Here is a 17499-nt window from a genome sequence, read left to right on the forward strand (position 1 = left end):
TTTTGCAAACAGAAATGCAGCAACCCATGCCTGTGCGCTATTCATTGAGTAAAAAATAGCGTTACAATGGGTCAATTTGTATTTCTACAATAGCAAATGTCTCAGTTTTAATCATTCAAGGAAAATACAACCCTATGTCACGTTTAGCCACACGATTTGCACAGCTTGAATCTCAACAGCGTAAGGCCTTGGTTTCTTATGTTATGGCAGGTGACCCTCATCCAGAAGTCACAGTTCCGTTGTTACATCAAATGGTCGAGGCAGGGGTAGATGTCGTTGAATTAGGTTTGCCGTTTTCAGACCCAATGGCTGATGGTCCAGTAATTGCCCTCGCTGCAGAGCGAGCGTTGGCAGGTGGAACCAATACGCTAGATGCTTTAAACATGGTCAAAGAGTTCCGTCAAAAAGATCAGGAAACTCCTGTGGTATTGATGGGATATTTAAACCCTGTAGAAGTCATTGGTTATGAAAAGTTTGTTGAATATGCACATGACTGTGGTGTCGATGGTGTACTTCTGGTCGATTTACCACCTGAAGAAGCCCAAGAATTTGATGAAGTCCTGAATAAATATGGGATGAATCAAATTTTCTTGTTAGCGCCAACTTCTACACCAGAGCGTATTCAATTTGTTGCAAACCAAGCCAGTGGCTTTATTTATTATGTTTCTTTGAAAGGCGTGACGGGTGCAGCAACACTTGATGTTGCAGAAGCAGCAACCCGCATCCAACAGATTAAAGCTGTAACCAACGTGCCTGTGGGTGTGGGTTTTGGCATCAGTGATGCTGCATCTGCCAAAGCAATGGGCGCGGCTGCCGACGCAGTCATTGTCGGAAGTGCTTTTGTAAAACAATTTGCGAGCTTAGCACCAGAACAAGCCGTCATTGCAACGGTTAATAAAGTGAAGGAGCTTCGAGCTGCGCTCGATGAGTTAGTATGAGTCAAGAAGTGAAAACAGGGAAAATTCTAAGCCCATCGACGCCGTGGACTGCACGTGGTGTACCTGGTATTGAAACACCAGATGAGCAACAAGCGTTAAAAGCGATCTTTACTGAACCAACGATTGAATGTCCAGAATGTCATGCCTTGGTGACACGTACGGCAATGTCATTCAACGCTTATGTATGCCCACAATGTGATGAACATTTACGCATGAAAGCGCGTGAGCGTTTAACTTGGTTCTTTGACCAAGTACAAAACGAATTAGGTCAAGAATTCTCTGCCAAAGACCCACTCAAATTTGTAGACAGCAAAGCTTATCCTGAGCGTATGACTGAAGCGCAAAAGAAAACGGGTGAAACCGAAGCGTTAGTGGTTATGCAGGGCTTATTAAAAGATATGCCAGTCATTGCTTGTGCATTTGAGTTTGATTTTATGGGCGGCTCAATGGGTACTGTCGTTGGTGACCGTTTTGTGCAAGCTGCTGAACGTGCGATTCAGCAAAAACAACCGTTAATTTGCTTTGCAGCATCTGGCGGTGCGCGTATGCAAGAAGGCATGTTGTCATTAATGCAAATGGCGCGTACTTCTGCAGCAATTCAACGCATGAAAGAAGCAGGCTTGCCGTACATCGTAGTATTAACTCATCCTGTATACGGTGGTGTAACTGCATCATTGGCGATGCTGGGTGATGTACACATTGCAGAACCTAAAGCGATGATTGGTTTTGCGGGTAAACGTGTCATTGAGCAAACTGTACGTGAAAAACTGGAAGAACCGTTCCAACGTGCAGAATACTTACTTGATCATGGTGTGGTCGATCAAATTGTCCATCGTCATGCATTACGTGATACAGTTTATCGTATTCTTGCGAAACTGATGAACTTGCCTTGAACACAGCACCTCTTGCAACCGATGATTTAAACACATGGCTCAATTATTGGAGCCATGTTCACGTTACGGGTATTGATTTAGGTTTGGAACGGGTCATTCCCGTTGCAGAAAAATTGGGTGTAACCCATCCTAAAGCTAAAGTCATTACGGTTGCGGGAACCAATGGCAAAGGCTCAACCACAACCACTTTAGCGGCTATTTTAAATGCGCAGGGCTATCGGGTTGGGTTGTACCAATCGCCGCATATTTACCGTTTTAATGAACGGGTCAAATTAGCAGGTGTCGAGGTCGATGACCAAAGTTTGATTGATGCTTTTGTGCAAGTCGATCAAGCACGACGTGATTGCGATCTGAGTTTATCTTTCTTTGAAGCCACGACTTTGGCAGCCTTTGTGATTTTTAAAGCACGTGACTGCGATGTGTGGGTGCTTGAAGTCGGTTTAGGCGGACGCTTAGATGTGGTCAATGTCGTTAATCCAGATGTGGCGGTTATTACCAATATCGGTTTAGACCATGTCGATTGGTTAGGCGATAGCATCGAAAAAATTGCCTATGAAAAAGCAGGCATTATTCGTCCTAACATTCCTGTCATTTTTGCAGGTCAGCAAGATTTGCCTCAAGCTATTCAAGATAAGGCAGCAGCTTGTAATGCACCATTGTTTACCCTGAATCGTGATTATTTTTATCGGGACATGCAAGATGGTCAGTCATGGATGTTTGCTGCATCGGGCTGCACCTTAAAACTTCCCGCAGGCAGCTTGGCACTTGATAATATTTCAACGGCTGTGGCAGCAGTCTTGCACAGTGGTTTAGAAATCACCCAAGATGCAATTGCACAAGGTATTCAAACGGCCAAATTGGCGGGACGTTTTGAAATTCGTCAAATTCAGGGCAAAACCGTGATTTTTGATGCAGGACATAACCCGCATGGCGTTGAATTTTTGTTAAAGCAATTGCGCAATTTCTTAAATTACAATAAACAGTACACTGAAGTGGTCAGTGTTTTTTCAATGCTTGCAGATAAAGATATAAATTCTGTGGTTGAGTTATTGAAAGATAGTGTCGTAATGTGGAAAATTGCCACATTAAATGTGCCTCGTGCGGCAGAGATCACGGTTTTGGATCAGGCTTTGCAAGGCGAAACAATACAACACTTCGACAGTATACAATTGGCTTTTAAATCAGCACTGGATGAAACAAAAAATAATCAGCTGATTTTGGTATGTGGATCATTTCATACCTTAGAAGCGGTATGGGAGTATTTGGAAGAATGTCAATGAATAACAAACAGCGCTGGATGGGTGGCGTTGTTTTATTAGGTGGTGGTGTTTTATTGGCAGCATTGCTTTTAAAAGGGCAAGAAGAAATACATCAAAATAATGTGAAAACCCCAAGCCAAGCCGAACAAGTTCAACATAAAAATGCCAATCAGGCAGAAATGGTGCAATTGCAACCTTTAACTGTCGATGTGCAAACCGAGCAGCGTCTGCTTGAAGAGCAGCGCCGTGCGCGTGAAAAAGCAGTAGCGGAGCAAGAAGCACGTGCAGCTGAGTTTTTAGCGATGCAACAACAGGCAGAAGCTGAAGCAGCGCGTAAAGCTGCAGAAGAATATGCTGCCTTAAATGCATTGCGTTCTGGTCAGCAGCAAAGTTCTGACAATATTCCACCGGAATTGGTCGAAGATGAACAAGCCAAGCAAAAGCGTTTGGCTGAAGAAAAAGCTGCCCAGCAAAAGAAGTTAGAGCAGCAAAAGGCAACGGATGCCAAGAAAGCTGCTGAGTTAAAAGCCGCGCAAGAGCGTAGTGCTGCAGAGAAAAAAGCAGCAGATGAAAAGCGTTTAGCGGAAGAAAAACGTATTGCAGAAGAGAAGCGCAAAGCGGAAGAACAACGCCAAGCCGATGCAAAACGTAAAGCTGAACAAGAGCGCAAAGCAGCAGAAGCGAAAAAAGAAGCAGAACGTAAGGCTGCCGAAGAAAAACGTAAAGCTGAGGAAAAACGCAAAGCTGAAGAAGCTGCCAAGAAAAAGGCTGAAGCTGAAAAAGCACGTAAGTTATTGGAAGAAGGCGATAAGCAGTGGATGGTACAAGTGGCTTTGGCTGCTAACCAAGCCAATGCCGATGCTTTGGCGGCAAAACTGAAAGCCAAAGGTTATAAAGTCACCCAAAGTCCAACGTCTAAAGGGGTTCGGATTATGGTTGGGCCATCTAAAGACCGTGATGCTGCAGATGCAACCCGTAAGAAAATTACCGCAGACCCAAGTTTGAATATGAAATCTGCATGGGTGATTGATTGGGTGCCGTTAGATAAACGTGACTAGATCATTCGATCAAGATGTTTATTAAAAAAGGATTTAATCTTTCAGGTTAAATCCTTTTTTATTTAGGCTTTTGGTATTTGATATTGCGCTAAGGCAATTGGATCATGTGCGCAAATAATCTCAACTTGTGGTGCAGTTTGAGCCAAATGCTGAATATTCGCTAAAGTCTTTAAACGCATTAAATTATTTTCTGCAAACAAATACTCAACTGTATGTAGTGCTGGGAAGCATTGTTTAGGGTCTAGCTGTGCTTGCGCATAATAAGCATCGCCACAGAAAAATAACCAGCCCTGTGCCTGCCGAATGGCAATGCCACAATGACCAGCGGAGTGTCCAGGCAAAGGAATCAGTAAAATTTCATCCTTAAAAATTGTTAAACCTTGCACACGATTAAAATTAAACCAAGCTTCACCTCGGGTTGGTTCTAAAAAATCCCAATGAGTATGTTGCTGAAATTGCTTAGGTTTATAACGCATGCGATTTTTTAAAGACTTTAAATTGCAGGCTGCCTTGTATTCACTCGCGAAGATATGCACAGTCGCGTTTGGAAAATCAGCAATCCCACCCGCATGATCAAAGTCCAAATGCGATACCAAAATATGTTGCACATCACTGGCCTGATAACCAAGTTGCTGGATTTGCTTGAGTGCGGTCTGGCTTAAGTCGTGTTGAATCCGACCGGTATGGGTCAGTAATGTGCCTAAACGCTGTTTGGGATGTAAATAATCCTCAACGCCTAAGCCTGTATCGACCAAGACCAAGCCTTGATCTGTTTCTAATAATAGACAATGGCAGACCAATTTTACCTGCCAACCTTGTTGTCCAAATAAAGGCGCACAGATTGGGCAAAACGTGCCGCAATGTAAATGATGAATGTTGTAGATCACAAAATGACGTTTTTTTATGAATGTTATTTTGCTTATACCTGATCTGTTGTGTGTCGCCAATCACAATTGGATTAACGGAATTGGAGCATAAAAAAGCCTATCCGAAGATAGGCTTGCTCATGTAACACTTAATTAAGTGCGGTTCGGTTGTTTGGTCAAACGTAAATAAGGCTTGATGGCTTTATATCCACTTGGGAAGCGTTCTTTAAGCTCTGCTTCGTCCTGAATGGCAGGCACAATGACCACATCTTCACCATCTTGCCAGTTAGCAGGGGTTGCAACTTTGTAATTGTCAGTCAGTTGTAATGAGTCAATCACACGTAAAATTTCATGGAAATTACGCCCTGTAGATGCAGGATAAGTGATGATCAAACGTACTTTTTTATTCGGATCAATAATGATCAGTGAGCGTACAGTCAGTGTTTCGCTGGCATTCGGGTGAATAAAATCGTACAGGGTAGACACTTTACGATCTTGGTCAGCAAGAATTGGGAAATTAACTGTCGTATTTTGAGTTTCGTTAATATCTTGAATCCAGCCTTTGTGAGATTCTGCATCATCTACAGAAAGTGCAATCGCTTTAACATTACGTTTACTGAACTCATCTTTCAGTTTTGCGGTATAGCCTAGCTCGGTGGTGCAGACAGGTGTGTAATCGGCAGGATGCGAAAATAGAATGCCCCAGCTGTCACCTAAAAATTCATAAAAATCAATTGGGCCTTCATTTGAATCTTGTGTGAAGTTGGGTGCGATGTCACCTAAGCGAATAGTCATTGTGTACCTCTGTCTTGTTTTGTTGTGTGATGTATGCGTACTACTATGCGCCATTCCTTTTGCAGAATTAAATAGTGTTTTTGTATGTGCTTATGAATAATTTGAATATGGTGTGTCATTTTTATTGCATTTTCAAAATAGATTGATGTGTGATTGCTATATATCGTCCGCTCGAAATTTGTTACATTAACTGCTACTTAGCAGCGAGAAGTGGCAAGTAGAGATTGGAATTTTTAATAGGTTTTTGTGCAAAACCCTTGTACTTCAAATTTCTAGCACCATAATAACCACTAAGAAAAACCTATTTATTTGACAAGCAAGATTTAGAGAGTTTATTCATGTTGGCAAGTCTGATCGGAGGAATCTTCGGTACTAAAAATGAGCGCGAACTCAAACGCATGCGTAAAATCGTAGACAAGATTAATGCGCTCGAGCCGACGATATCTGCCTTAAGCGATGCAGACTTATCTGCAAAAACCGAAGAATTCAAACAACGTTATAACAAAGGCGAAAGTTTAGATAAATTATTACCAGAAGCATTTGCAGTATGTCGTGAAGCCGCCAAACGTGTCATGAGCATGCGTCACTATGACGTGCAGTTGATTGGTGGTATTACCTTGCATGAAGGTAAAATTGCAGAAATGCGTACAGGTGAAGGTAAAACCCTAATGGGAACTTTGGCCTGTTATTTAAATGCTTTAAGCGGTCAGGGCGTGCACGTCATTACTGTGAACGACTACTTGGCACAGCGTGATGCCGAACTCAACCGCCCTTTATTTGAGTTTTTAGGTTTAAGCATTGGCATTATCTATTCCATGCAAGACCCGACTGAAAAAGCACAGGCTTATCGCGCAGACATTACCTACGGTACCAATAACGAATTTGGTTTCGACTACTTGCGTGACAACATGGTGTTCTCGCTGAGTGAGAAAAAACAGCGTGGTCTGACTTATGCCATTATTGATGAAGTGGACTCGATCTTAATTGATGAAGCACGTACCCCATTAATCATTTCTGGTCAAAGTGATGACTCATCGCAGTTATATGCAGCAATCAACACCATTCCGCCAAAATTGCATGCACAAAAAGAAGAAAAAGTAGCCGATGGTGGACATTTCTGGATTGATGAAAAACAACGCACTGTAGAAATGACCGAAATTGGTTATGAAACGGTAGAAAATGAATTAATTCAAATGGGTTTATTGGCAGAAGGAGAAAGTCTGTATTCTGCATCTAACCTAAATTTGGTGCATCACGTATCTGCAGCTATTCGTGCGCACTTCTTGTATCAACGCAACGTGCATTACATCATCCATGATGGTGAAGTGATTATTGTCGATGAAAACACAGGTCGTACCATGCCTGGCCGTCGCTGGTCAGAAGGTTTGCACCAAGCGGTAGAAGCGAAAGAAGGTCTAGAAATTCAGCCCGAAAACCAGACTTTAGCGACCACAACCTTCCAGAACTATTTCCGTTTATACAAAAAGCTTTCGGGAATGACGGGTACTGCAGACACTGAAGCTGCAGAAATGAAAGAAATTTATGGTCTTGATGTGGTCATCATTCCAACCCACCGACCAATGATTCGTAATGACCAAAACGATTTAATTTATTTAAACCGTACTGGTAAATACAACGCGATTATTCAAGAAATTCAACGCGTGCATGAAGCGGGTGTCGCACCAATTCTGATTGGTACAGCGACCATTGAAGCTTCAGAAATTTTATCGGATAAACTGCGTGAAGCAGGTATTCAGCACGAAGTATTGAATGCGAAGCAACACGAACGCGAAGCTGACATCATTGCGCAAGCAGGCTCACCACGTGCGGTGACTATTGCCACGAACATGGCGGGTCGTGGTACAGATATTTTGCTAGGTGGTAACTGGAAAGCTTTGCTAGCCAAAATTGAAAACCCAACTCCTGAAGATGAAGCGCGTTTAAAGGCAGAGTGGGAACAAAACCATGACATGGTGTTAAGTTCAGGTGGCTTACACATTATTGGTTCAGAACGTCACGAATCGCGCCGTATTGACAACCAGTTGCGTGGTCGTGCAGGTCGTCAGGGTGACCCAGGCGTGTCACGTTTCTATCTGTCACTCGAAGATGACTTAATGCGTATTTTCGCAGGTGATCGTGTTGTAGCAATGATGCGTGCTATGGGCTTGCAGGAAGATGAAGCGATTGAACACAAAATGGTGTCACGCTCTATCGAAAATGCACAGCGTAAAGTTGAGGCACGTAACTTCGACATCCGTAAAAACTTGTTGAAATACGATGACGTAAACAACGAACAACGTAAGATCATTTATTCACAGCGTGATGATATTCTGGCAGAAAGCACGCTGCAAGACTATATTGAAGAAATGCACCGTGAAGTGGTCACAGGTATGATCGCCAATTATATTCCACCAGAATCAATTCATGACCAATGGGATATTGATGGTTTAGAGCGTGCCTTGCGTGATGATTTAGGTATCGAATTACCAATTAACCAATGGCTTGAAGATGATCGTCGCCTAGATGAAGAAGCTTTGGTTGAACGTATTGCCGATGAAATTGTGACACGTTACCGTGCACGTCGTCAGCAAATGGGTGATGAATCTGCTGCGATGCTAGAACGCCACTTTATGCTCAGTTCACTTGATCGTCACTGGAAAGATCATTTGGCGGCTATGGACTATTTGCGTCAAGGGATTCATTTACGTGGTTATGCACAAAAGAACCCTGAGCAAGAGTACAAAAAAGAAGCCTTTAACTTATTTGTGAATATGTTGGGTGTGATTAAAGCTGATGTCGTTACCGATCTTTCGCGTGTGCATGTACCAACACCTGAAGAACTGGCAGCGATGGAAGCTCAACAGCAAGCGCAAGCAGAAGCGATGCAGCTTAATCTTTCACATGCTGATGTAGATGGTTTAACGGGCGAAACCTTTGAATCAGAACCACAGTACAGTGCTGCTGAGCAAACGGTTGTTCCACCTGCAAGCCGTAACTCGCCATGCCCATGTGGTTCAGGACTGAAATATAAACAGTGTCACGGTAAAATCTAAACCTGACTTGTTACAACTTAAGCAGAACTTTGGTTCTGCTTTTTTGTATTTTGGGGTGCAAAATCTTTGTGGTAATAGTTTTGCAAGATGTGTATAGCATTTGCAGATTTTGGAATTAAATGCTATTTAGTTGCACATGCAATATCCACGTGTGGAACAAAAAATGAAAAAAGTATTACAACCTTTAATGATTGTTGCCTTGAGCTTGCCTACTTTCGCATTTGCAAATGCGGCAACAACGACAACTCCTGCAAAAGTTCAAGCTGCTGTGGGTGCGACCACTGCACAGGTACAAGTGGATAATGGTCACGTGACTGTGGCAAGCCCACGCACAGGTATTCGTTATACCTTTGCTAATCCAGATCAGCGTCCAATCGTGTTGCAGACTGCAGCGATTGCACCTGCGAATGCTGCCAATGTAAATCGTATTGTGGCTACAAATCCTGCTTTATCTGCAGCAAGTCAAGAACGTGCAAAACAGGCTTTATTGGGTGAAACCGTGGTTGCGACTACGCCATAATCCAAATAGGCTCAATCAGTATAATTTTAGTTGCTGATGCATTACATTGAAGATTAAAACCAGTCCATACGGGCTGGTTTTTTATATATGACCTTGTGTATTAACAAAAGTTGAATCAAGCAGGGAGGATGCTCGATTTTTTCTTCAATTTCCACTAAGCTGTGACATTCTCAAATTTGTACTGGAAATTTCAAAATGGCAGTTGGTGACGTCTCTATGCCACACATGCATGTGGTCAAAGGTGTAAAAATTGGTTCAGCAGAGGCTTATGTGCGTTATCAGAACCGACGTGACCTGGTTATTTTTGAATTTGCAGCAGGCTCAAATGTGGCGGGTGTCTTTACTCAAAACGCATTTTGCGCTGCACCTGTGTATGTGTCCAAAGCACATTTAGCTCAGGGCAATCCGCGTTACTTGGTCATTAATACAGGCAATGCCAATGCGGGTACAGGCAAATTGGGTATGCAAAATGCAGAAATTACCTGTGCCAAATTGGCTGAATTGGCAGGTGTATCTATCCAAGAAGTTTTGCCATTTTCTACAGGTGTGATTGGCGAGCAATTGCCGATTGAACGCTTGGTTGCTGGTTTAGCACCTGCGCTGGCATCGTTACGTGAGGATGCTTGGCATGATGCTGCGACAGGTATTATGACCACAGATACCACACCCAAAGGTGCATCTGAGCAGTTTGAGTTAGATGGCATTACTTATAGTATGACAGGCATTTCTAAAGGCGCAGGTATGATTCGCCCAAATATGGCGACCATGCTTAGCTATGTTGCAACCGATGCACCAATTCAACGTGACATCTTGCAGCAATTGCTCAAACGCAGCGTAGAACAATCATTTAACCGTATTACTGTAGATGGCGATACCTCGACCAATGATTCATGTATCTTGGTGGCGACAGGTCAGGCGGGTGGCACTGAAATTTGCAGTGAAAATGACCCGCGTTATGCTGTGGTATTAGATGTTTTGAATCGTGTGATGTTGCGTTTGGCACAACTGATTATCCGTGATGGTGAAGGTGCAACAAAATTCATCACGGTACGTGTTGAAGATGGTGACAATACCCAAGAATGTTGTGATATTGCGTACAGCATTGCACATTCACCATTGGTAAAAACGGCCATTTTTGCCTCAGATCCAAACTGGGGGCGTATTCTTGCTGCAATTGGTTATGCAGGCGTGCCAAATTTAGACGTTGAAAAAATTCAGGTTTGGTTGGATGATGTGCAAATTTGCAAAGATGGCGGTGCTGCTACCGACTATACCGAAGCAGCGGGCGCGCGAGTCATGGCACAAACCGAAATGACCATTCGTGTAAATTTAGGACGTGGTCAAGCGATAGATACAGTCTATACTTGTGACTTGTCTTACGATTATGTCAAGATCAACGCGGATTACCGTTCGTAAAAATTCAAATTGAGTGATAAAGCCTCCGTTGTGAGGCTTTTTTAGCATTCAATCGGCAAAGGGCTGGTGAATGAGTAAATTGCCCCCATATCATCAGTGACTTGAGTAAGCTTGTGTTCGGGCAAGCATGAAGATAGAGAAGACGTTGTTATGAATGATGCGACCAATTTAATTGCCAATGAAGCCAAATCAATTGTGCAGGCGCATTTAGATCGCTTGGGTGAAACCAAAGAACATCATTTGAGTGAGCAAGCCAAGCAGGAAAAATTTGCGCAAATTAAAGCAGAACTCGAAAAGCACAATGCTGTCTTGGTTGCCCATTATTACTGCGATCCTGAAGTACAGGAACTGGCTGAATTAACAGGTGGCTGTGTTTCGGATTCACTGGAAATGGCACGTTTTGGTCGTGATCATGCGGCAACCACGTTGGTCGTAGCTGGTGTAAAATTTATGGGCGAAACTGCCAAAATTTTATCGCCAGAAAAAACCATTCTTATGCCAACTTTAGAAGCAACTTGCTCACTGGACTTGGGTTGTCCTGTCGATGAGTTTAGCCGCTTCTGTGATGCGCATCCTGATCATACAGTCGTGGTTTATGCCAATACATCGGCTGCGGTAAAAGCACGTGCAGATTGGGTCGTTACCTCAAGCTGTGCGGTAGAAATTATTGAACACCTCGATAGCTTAGGTGAAAAAATCATTTGGGCGCCAGATCAGCACTTAGGACGCTATATTCAAAAGAAAACTGGCGCAGATATGCTGCTTTGGGATGGTTCGTGTATTGTGCATGAAGAATTCCGTTCACGCGGTATAGCCAATATGAAAGCCATGTATCCGGATGCAGCAGTTTTGGTGCATCCAGAATCACCAGAATCAGTTGTTGATGTAGCTGATGCGGTGGGCAGTACCTCGCAACTTATTCAAGCGGCAAAAACTTTGCCACACGAGCGTTTAATTGTGGCAACAGACCGCGGTATTTTCTATAAGATGCAGCAAGCTGTACCTAATAAAATTCTAATTGAAGCGCCAACTGCAGGTGAGGGGGCAACTTGTCGCTCATGTGCACATTGTCCGTGGATGGCAATGAATGAATTAGATGGAATTTTGCATGTGTTGCAAACAGGTGATCAAGAAATATTCGTTGAGCCAGCGCTTGCAGAACGTGCTAAATTACCGTTAGATCGTATGTTGAATTTCAGTGCGAGTCTGAAACGCTAAAATTGATTGAAAAATATCAAAAATGCTTGATAAATATACGGTTGAAGCTTTTTTTTAATTTTTTTTAAATATAGGTGTTGACGTCTTCGGGCGTCGCGCCTAGAATGCACACCGTACCGCACGATGTGCGATACACAAAAAGCTGAGATGAATCGGAGCATAGCACAGCCTGGTAGTGCACCTGGTTTGGGACCAGGGGGTCGTAGGTTCGAATCCTACTGCTCCGACCAATTCTTCAAGGCAACGTATCGCATGATATTATGTATCATCGGTCATGCGCCTGTAGCTCAGTTGGATAGAGCATCCGCCTTCTAAGCGGATGGTCACAGGTTCGAATCCTGTCAGGCGCGCCATTTTTGGGTGGCTTGGTATATAAGAACCAAATATGATGGTGGATGTAGCTCAGTTGGTAGAGCCCTGGATTGTGATTCCAGTTGTCGCGGGTTCGAATCCCGTCATTCACCCCAATCTCTTTAAGAGATAAACGGAGCATAGCACAGCCTGGTAGTGCACCTGGTTTGGGACCAGGGGGTCGTAGGTTCGAATCCTACTGCTCCGACCATTTTCTAAAATAGAAATGGTCAAATAGATAAAGATACCGCGTTAAGCGGTTTTTTTATGCCTGAAATTTAGAAAAATACTTTTGTTGATTACATCTTTTAGTTGAAATAAAAAAGCCTCAATGACTGAGGTTTGATGATCCGTTGAAATTTCTGTAGGGCTTTAAGGTACTATCGTCACATTTACACGTCGGTTAATCGCGCGATTTGCTGGTGTATCGTTGCTCACCATCGGTTGAGATGCTCCACGACCAATCACCTGAATATTGTTTCGTTCAAAACCCTGATCTAAAAAGATCTGAGCCACATTTTGGGCGCGTTTTTCCGATAGGGTTTGATTGTAGCTGGCTAAACCTACGTTGTCTGTGTGACCAATAAACTTGAGTTTATCCAAGTCATATTTATGCAGCTGTTGTGCCAATTGGTTGAGGCGTTCTTTTTGGCTATTTTGAATGGCGTATTCATCAAAACCAAATAACAAGCGTTCAGGCAGGGCTAAGGTCCAGCCATCATCACTTAAAATAAAGCCTTCTTGTTTTAGCATGCGCGCCTGCTTATAGCTGACATTCCCCAAACTCATGCAAGCACTGAGTGAAACCATAACAAGAATAAGTGTGCCGATCAGAACTTTTTTAAGCATAAGGAACCTGTTTATTGTTTGATTGAGGTGAAATATACCATTTTGATTGATCACGTTTGGCTTTGAGCATTGCGCGATCGACATCGGCAATTAAATTTTCAGGAGTTTTTGCATATTCAATCAATGCTACGCCAATACTGACATTTAAGGAAACTTGTTGCTGTTCATACTTAAATGTAGAGGTATAGCAAGCATGAATCTTTTGACAATAATCCTCTAATTCTGCAGTGGAGTGTGAGCCAGTTAAGATTACTGCAAACTCATCGCCACCTAAACGCGCAACAAACGCATGTGAGGGCAAAATCTGAATTAGACAATGTGATGAATCACGTAAAATATTATCGCCCGTCAAATGCCCAAATTGGTTATTGATTTGGTTAAAGTTATTAATGTCTAAAAAAAATACTGCAGCCGTAGCAGAAGGCTGGGTAAATAGCTTAAACAGTGTTTCATAAAAATAATTACGATTTGGCAACTGCGTTAAATTGTCGTATTGCGACTGAAATTGCAGTTTATGATTTTCAACCAATAAATTCTTATGGGATTGTTCAATCTCATTGAGTAAGCCATTAAAGGCATAACTCAGTTCATGAAGTTCTTGAATATCTGAACTTGAAACGCGCAGCTTATAATTTTTTTGTGCACTGATCTCCTGTGCCGAGCTGACAATAGAACTTAAAGATTGCATGAGATATTGATAAATTGAATTAATTGACCAAAACACAGCAATTAAAAGCAAAATAAAACCGAAAATTAATCCTAAAACGATTTTATAAAAAAAACTGACCAAGTCACTAGAGTTTCCATACACCACCAACTCACCATAGTTTTGCTGATCATGGTCAATACTCAGCCGAACAGGATGATTAAAAAACAGATAGTCCAATAAAGCCTGAATTGAAAAATGCTCTAGACCTTGCTGTTCAATAAAGGCAATACGTGTCTGTTTAGGTGAGCGTACTTCAATTGAACGAATAGAATAACGCTGCGTATGTTCAGACAGAATTTCGTTCAGTGTTATTTGGTCATTGAATACAACAGCCGGTTGAATACGTTCATTTAATGCTGCAGATAAACTTTGCAAACTATTTTTTGCGAAGGTGTTCATGGTGTAGGTTGAAATGACCAGAAAAATCATTGAACAAATTGTAAAAGTCAGAGCAAAGATAGTGAGTTGTGCGCGTGTGAATAATTGATGCAAGGTAATTGGAGTGTATAACTGCTTCATGAGTTTGACTCCGATGTTTTTGCAAGCAGTAATACACGCGGATCAATATGCACTTGAGATTGAGTCAAGCTTTCCATGTTGACTTTAAAAGCATAGTTATCATTTTTTTTATAAAGACAAAAAGCGCTGCCAGTTTCACATTCCAGATTGTTTAAACTAATAGATAGGGCTGGAAATCGAACTTGAGTATTTAAGGTATGTTGTTCTTGTGCAGCAGAAAGCGTAGAAAAAATTAATATTTGACAATTACTTTTAGATATTTCATGGCTTTGAATGGGTTGAATGTCATATTTATTATGTAATGGGGCATGTTTTTTGAATTGTTGTGCAATATTATCTTGATTTACGACACAAAGTTTGGGCGTGCTAGCTTGCCATTTTGCATACGCTAAAATGGAGAATGTAGTGTTATAAAGATTTGATGCAGGTGCAGCATACAAAATAGGTGTTTGCATTGCTACAAATGACAGCAAGGTTATTATTTTTAAATTTTGAGTCATTTCAACACAACACGAATGAACATAAAAATAGTGTAGCTAAAATTTGAAAATAAGCATACTGCTAATTTTGAGCAAGAATGATACAGATTTAAAATATTTTGCCGAATAAATAACCGTTCGGACTAAAAAACTCATAAAACTTAAAAATAGGGGTTGCAAGGCGAAATATTTCACCTATAATGCACATCCATCGGCGGTGATGAAGATTAAAACTTCTGGTAAAACAATGACTTGGTTAAGAATGATTGAGTTGGGTTTTAGAAAGAAAGTTTAAAATAATTTAAATTACCAGTTGACACTTTAGAAATAAAGCGTAATATAGCCGACCTAGCTTGATGCTGACGAAGCATCGAGAAGATCATTAAGAGATTATGAAGAACAACTTGTGTGGATTTTTACTGATTGATTGATCGAAATTATTTTCATTGATTGATTGGTTTAAATTACTCGAAGTTTATTTGAGCGAAATTTAAGTCAGAAAATTGATGAGCCAGATTTGGAAGTTTAGATTAAAGCTTCAAAATGATTTTAACTGAAGAGTTTGATCATGGCTCAGATTGAACGCTGGCGGCAGGCTTAACACATGCAAGTCGAGCGGGCGAGGTTGCTTCGGTAACTGAGCTAGCGGCGGACGGGTGAGTAATGCTTAGGAATCTGCCTATTAGTGGGGGACAACATTCCGAAAGGGATGCTAATACCGCATACGTCCTACGGGAGAAAGCAGGGGCTCTTTATGACCTTGCGCTAATAGATGAGCCTAAGTCGGATTAGCTAGTTGGTGGGGTAAAGGCCTACCAAGGCGACGATCTGTAGCGGGTCTGAGAGGATGATCCGCCACACTGGGACTGAGACACGGCCCAGACTCCTACGGGAGGCAGCAGTGGGGAATATTGGACAATGGGGGGAACCCTGATCCAGCCATGCCGCGTGTGTGAAGAAGGCCTTTTGGTTGTAAAGCACTTTAAGTGGGGAGGAGGCTTACCTGGTTAATACCTGGGCTAAGTGGACGTTACCCACAGAATAAGCACCGGCTAACTCTGTGCCAGCAGCCGCGGTAATACAGAGGGTGCGAGCGTTAATCGGATTTACTGGGCGTAAAGCGCGCGTAGGTGGTTAATTAAGTCAAATGTGAAATCCCCGAGCTTAACTTGGGAATTGCATTCGATACTGGTTAGCTAGAGTATGGGAGAGGATGGTAGAATTCCAGGTGTAGCGGTGAAATGCGTAGAGATCTGGAGGAATACCGATGGCGAAGGCAGCCATCTGGCCTAATACTGACACTGAGGTGCGAAAGCATGGGGAGCAAACAGGATTAGATACCCTGGTAGTCCATGCCGTAAACGATGTCTACTAGCCGTTGGGGGATTTGATCCTTTAGTGGCGCAGCTAACGCGATAAGTAGACCGCCTGGGGAGTACGGTCGCAAGACTAAAACTCAAATGAATTGACGGGGGCCCGCACAAGCGGTGGAGCATGTGGTTTAATTCGATGCAACGCGAAGAACCTTACCTGGCCTTGACATAGTAGAAACTTTCCAGAGATGGAAAGGTGCCTTCGGGAATCTACATACAGGTGCTGCATGGCTGTCGTCAGCTCGTGTCGTGAGATGTTGGGTTAAGTCCCGCAACGAGCGCAACCCTTTTCCTTACTTGCCAGCATTTCGGATGGGAACTTTAAGGATACTGCCAGTGACAAACTGGAGGAAGGCGGGGACGACGTCAAGTCATCATGGCCCTTACGGCCAGGGCTACACACGTGCTACAATGGTCGGTACAAAGGGTTGCTACACAGCGATGTGATGCTAATCTCAAAAAGCCGATCGTAGTCCGGATCGCAGTCTGCAACTCGACTGCGTGAAGTCGGAATCGCTAGTAATCGCGGATCAGAATGCCGCGGTGAATACGTTCCCGGGCCTTGTACACACCGCCCGTCACACCATGGGAGTTTGTTGCACCAGAAGTAGGTAGTCTAACCGCAAGGAGGACGCTTACCACGGTGTGGCCGATGACTGGGGTGAAGTCGTAACAAGGTAGCCGTAGGGGAACCTGCGGCTGGATCACCTCCTTAACGAAAGATTGACGATTGGTAAGAATCCACAACAAGTTGTTCTTCATTGATGTATCTGAGGGTCTGTAGCTCAGTTGGTTAGAGCACACGCTTGATAAGCGTGGGGTCACAAGTTCAAGTCTTGTCAGACCCACCACTACTGACGAAGCAATTATGCAGAAGAAGATACATCGAATCACAGATGATAAGCTGGGGACTTAGCTTAGTTGGTAGAGCGCCTGCTTTGCACGCAGGAGGTCAGGAGTTCGACTCTCCTAGTCTCCACCAAATTTTAAGATCAGAAAACTTAAAGCACTGCTTTAAGGCTTTTCCTTAAAATTTAAGCAAACAGCTATGCTGTGCGCAGGCACACATATACTGGAGCTTTAAGCTAAAGATTACAGAATTTAGTAAGTATAAGCTTATTAAGTTCTGTGATTTAAATATCACAGTATTTAGTGCGATCTGACGAAGACGCATTAATTCATTAATAGATTGGCAAAAATTGA

At 42.7% G+C, this 17499-nt stretch carries 13 protein-coding genes, 6 tRNA genes and 1 rRNA gene; 15 read left to right on the top strand and 5 right to left on the bottom strand.

Annotated features, from left to right (window positions below):
* Positions 1–134 precede the first annotated feature (134 nt).
* From trpA to C3Y93_RS12355, 4 genes are read left to right on the top strand one after another with little or no spacing between them, the layout of a single operon-like run.
* Complete coding sequence (trpA, locus tag C3Y93_RS12340; protein WP_004976260.1) at positions 135–938, top strand: tryptophan synthase subunit alpha; 804 nt, start codon at positions 135–137, stop codon at positions 936–938.
* A complete protein-coding gene (gene accD, locus C3Y93_RS12345) occupies positions 935–1831 on the top strand; it encodes an acetyl-CoA carboxylase, carboxyltransferase subunit beta (RefSeq protein ID WP_004976262.1) in 897 nt (298 codons plus the stop codon). Before trpA ends, accD begins: the two co-directional genes overlap by 4 nt.
* Complete coding sequence (gene folC, locus C3Y93_RS12350) at positions 1828–3111, top strand: bifunctional tetrahydrofolate synthase/dihydrofolate synthase (RefSeq protein WP_104853060.1); 1284 nt, start codon at positions 1828–1830, stop codon at positions 3109–3111. The genes accD and folC overlap by 4 nt, the downstream gene beginning before the upstream one ends.
* Complete coding sequence (locus tag C3Y93_RS12355) at positions 3102–4148, top strand: SPOR domain-containing protein (RefSeq protein WP_373685414.1); 1047 nt, start codon at positions 3102–3104, stop codon at positions 4146–4148. The genes folC and C3Y93_RS12355 overlap by 10 nt, the downstream gene beginning before the upstream one ends.
* A 62-nt stretch (positions 4149–4210) precedes the next feature.
* Here C3Y93_RS12355 and C3Y93_RS12360 read toward each other — a convergent pair whose 3' ends face one another.
* Positions 4211–5035, bottom strand: a complete 825-nt coding sequence (locus tag C3Y93_RS12360; protein WP_104853062.1) for an MBL fold metallo-hydrolase — start codon at positions 5033–5035, stop codon at positions 4211–4213.
* A gap of 132 nt (positions 5036–5167) precedes the next feature.
* The gene (locus C3Y93_RS12365) at positions 5168–5809 is read right to left on the bottom strand and encodes a peroxiredoxin (protein ID WP_104853063.1); all 642 of its coding nucleotides are present in this window, start codon (positions 5807–5809) and stop codon (positions 5168–5170) included.
* A gap of 338 nt (positions 5810–6147) precedes the next feature.
* On the opposite strand from C3Y93_RS12365, the gene secA reads away from it, so the two are divergent.
* The 8 genes from secA (at position 6148) to C3Y93_RS12405 (ending at position 12578) form a co-directional block, all read left to right on the top strand.
* On the top strand, positions 6148–8862 hold the full coding sequence (gene secA, locus C3Y93_RS12370; RefSeq protein ID WP_096902402.1) for a preprotein translocase subunit SecA: 2715 nt from the start codon (positions 6148–6150) through the stop codon (positions 8860–8862).
* A gap of 163 nt (positions 8863–9025) precedes the next feature.
* Positions 9026–9382 carry a hypothetical protein gene (locus C3Y93_RS12375; protein ID WP_104853293.1) on the top strand — a complete coding sequence of 119 codons (357 nt, stop codon included), beginning with the start codon at positions 9026–9028 and terminating at the stop codon, positions 9380–9382.
* Between the two features lie 195 nt (positions 9383–9577).
* Complete coding sequence (argJ, locus tag C3Y93_RS12380) at positions 9578–10798, top strand: bifunctional glutamate N-acetyltransferase/amino-acid acetyltransferase ArgJ (RefSeq protein WP_104853064.1); 1221 nt, start codon at positions 9578–9580, stop codon at positions 10796–10798.
* Positions 10799–10948: 150 nt separating this feature from the next.
* Positions 10949–12016 (top strand): quinolinate synthase NadA, encoded by a 1068-nt coding sequence (gene nadA / locus C3Y93_RS12385; RefSeq protein ID WP_104853065.1) that lies wholly within the window; start codon positions 10949–10951, stop codon positions 12014–12016.
* A gap of 153 nt (positions 12017–12169) precedes the next feature.
* Positions 12170–12246 (top strand) — tRNA-Pro (locus C3Y93_RS12390).
* Between the two features lie 46 nt (positions 12247–12292).
* Positions 12293–12369: transfer RNA gene (locus C3Y93_RS12395), tRNA-Arg, on the top strand.
* Between the two features lie 38 nt (positions 12370–12407).
* A tRNA-His gene (locus tag C3Y93_RS12400) sits at positions 12408–12483 on the top strand.
* 18 nt (positions 12484–12501) lie between these two features.
* Positions 12502–12578 (top strand) — tRNA-Pro (locus C3Y93_RS12405).
* 161 nt (positions 12579–12739) lie between these two features.
* On the opposite strand, the gene C3Y93_RS12410 is transcribed toward C3Y93_RS12405, so the two are convergent.
* From C3Y93_RS12410 to C3Y93_RS12420, 3 genes are read right to left on the bottom strand one after another with little or no spacing between them, the layout of a single operon-like run.
* Complete coding sequence (locus C3Y93_RS12410; RefSeq protein ID WP_104853066.1) at positions 12740–13216, bottom strand: OmpA family protein; 477 nt, start codon at positions 13214–13216, stop codon at positions 12740–12742.
* The gene (locus C3Y93_RS12415) at positions 13209–14444 is read right to left on the bottom strand and encodes a diguanylate cyclase domain-containing protein (RefSeq protein ID WP_104853067.1); all 1236 of its coding nucleotides are present in this window, start codon (positions 14442–14444) and stop codon (positions 13209–13211) included. Before C3Y93_RS12415 ends, C3Y93_RS12410 begins: the two co-directional genes overlap by 8 nt.
* Positions 14441–14944: a YfiR family protein gene (locus C3Y93_RS12420; protein WP_096902398.1), complete on the bottom strand. Its 504-nt coding sequence runs from the start codon at positions 14942–14944 to the stop codon at positions 14441–14443. Before C3Y93_RS12420 ends, C3Y93_RS12415 begins: the two co-directional genes overlap by 4 nt.
* A gap of 529 nt (positions 14945–15473) precedes the next feature.
* On the opposite strand from C3Y93_RS12420, the gene C3Y93_RS12430 reads away from it, so the two are divergent.
* From C3Y93_RS12430 to C3Y93_RS12440, 3 genes are all read left to right on the top strand, one after another.
* Positions 15474–17011 (top strand): 16S ribosomal RNA (locus tag C3Y93_RS12430).
* Positions 17012–17070: 59 nt separating this feature from the next.
* A tRNA-Ile gene (locus C3Y93_RS12435) sits at positions 17071–17147 on the top strand.
* A 55-nt stretch (positions 17148–17202) separates the two neighbouring features.
* Positions 17203–17278: transfer RNA gene (locus C3Y93_RS12440), tRNA-Ala, on the top strand.
* The last annotated feature ends 221 nt before the right edge of the window (positions 17279–17499 follow it).

The sequence above is a fragment of the Acinetobacter sp. SWBY1 genome (assembly GCF_002946595.1).
GTDB lineage: Bacteria > Pseudomonadota > Gammaproteobacteria > Pseudomonadales > Moraxellaceae > Acinetobacter > Acinetobacter towneri.

Bases quoted from the DNA above. Each gene is read 5' to 3' on its own strand.
- trpA (WP_004976260.1), top strand. From the start codon at position 135: ATGTCACGTTTAGCCACACGATTTGCACAGCTTGAATCTCAACAGCGT.
- secA (WP_096902402.1), top strand. From the start codon at position 6,148: ATGTTGGCAAGTCTGATCGGAGGAATCTTCGGTACTAAAAATGAGCGC.
- C3Y93_RS12365 (WP_104853063.1), bottom strand. From the start codon at position 5,809: ATGACTATTCGCTTAGGTGACATCGCACCCAACTTCACACAAGATTCA.
- argJ (WP_104853064.1), top strand. From the start codon at position 9,578: ATGGCAGTTGGTGACGTCTCTATGCCACACATGCATGTGGTCAAAGGT.
- nadA (WP_104853065.1), top strand. From the start codon at position 10,949: ATGAATGATGCGACCAATTTAATTGCCAATGAAGCCAAATCAATTGTG.
- accD (WP_004976262.1), top strand. From the start codon at position 935: ATGAGTCAAGAAGTGAAAACAGGGAAAATTCTAAGCCCATCGACGCCG.
- C3Y93_RS12415 (WP_104853067.1), bottom strand. From the start codon at position 14,444: ATGAAGCAGTTATACACTCCAATTACCTTGCATCAATTATTCACACGC.
- C3Y93_RS12420 (WP_096902398.1), bottom strand. From the start codon at position 14,944: ATGACTCAAAATTTAAAAATAATAACCTTGCTGTCATTTGTAGCAATG.
- C3Y93_RS12410 (WP_104853066.1), bottom strand. From the start codon at position 13,216: ATGCTTAAAAAAGTTCTGATCGGCACACTTATTCTTGTTATGGTTTCA.
- C3Y93_RS12355 (WP_373685414.1), top strand. From the start codon at position 3,102: ATGTCAATGAATAACAAACAGCGCTGGATGGGTGGCGTTGTTTTATTA.
- C3Y93_RS12375 (WP_104853293.1), top strand. From the start codon at position 9,026: ATGAAAAAAGTATTACAACCTTTAATGATTGTTGCCTTGAGCTTGCCT.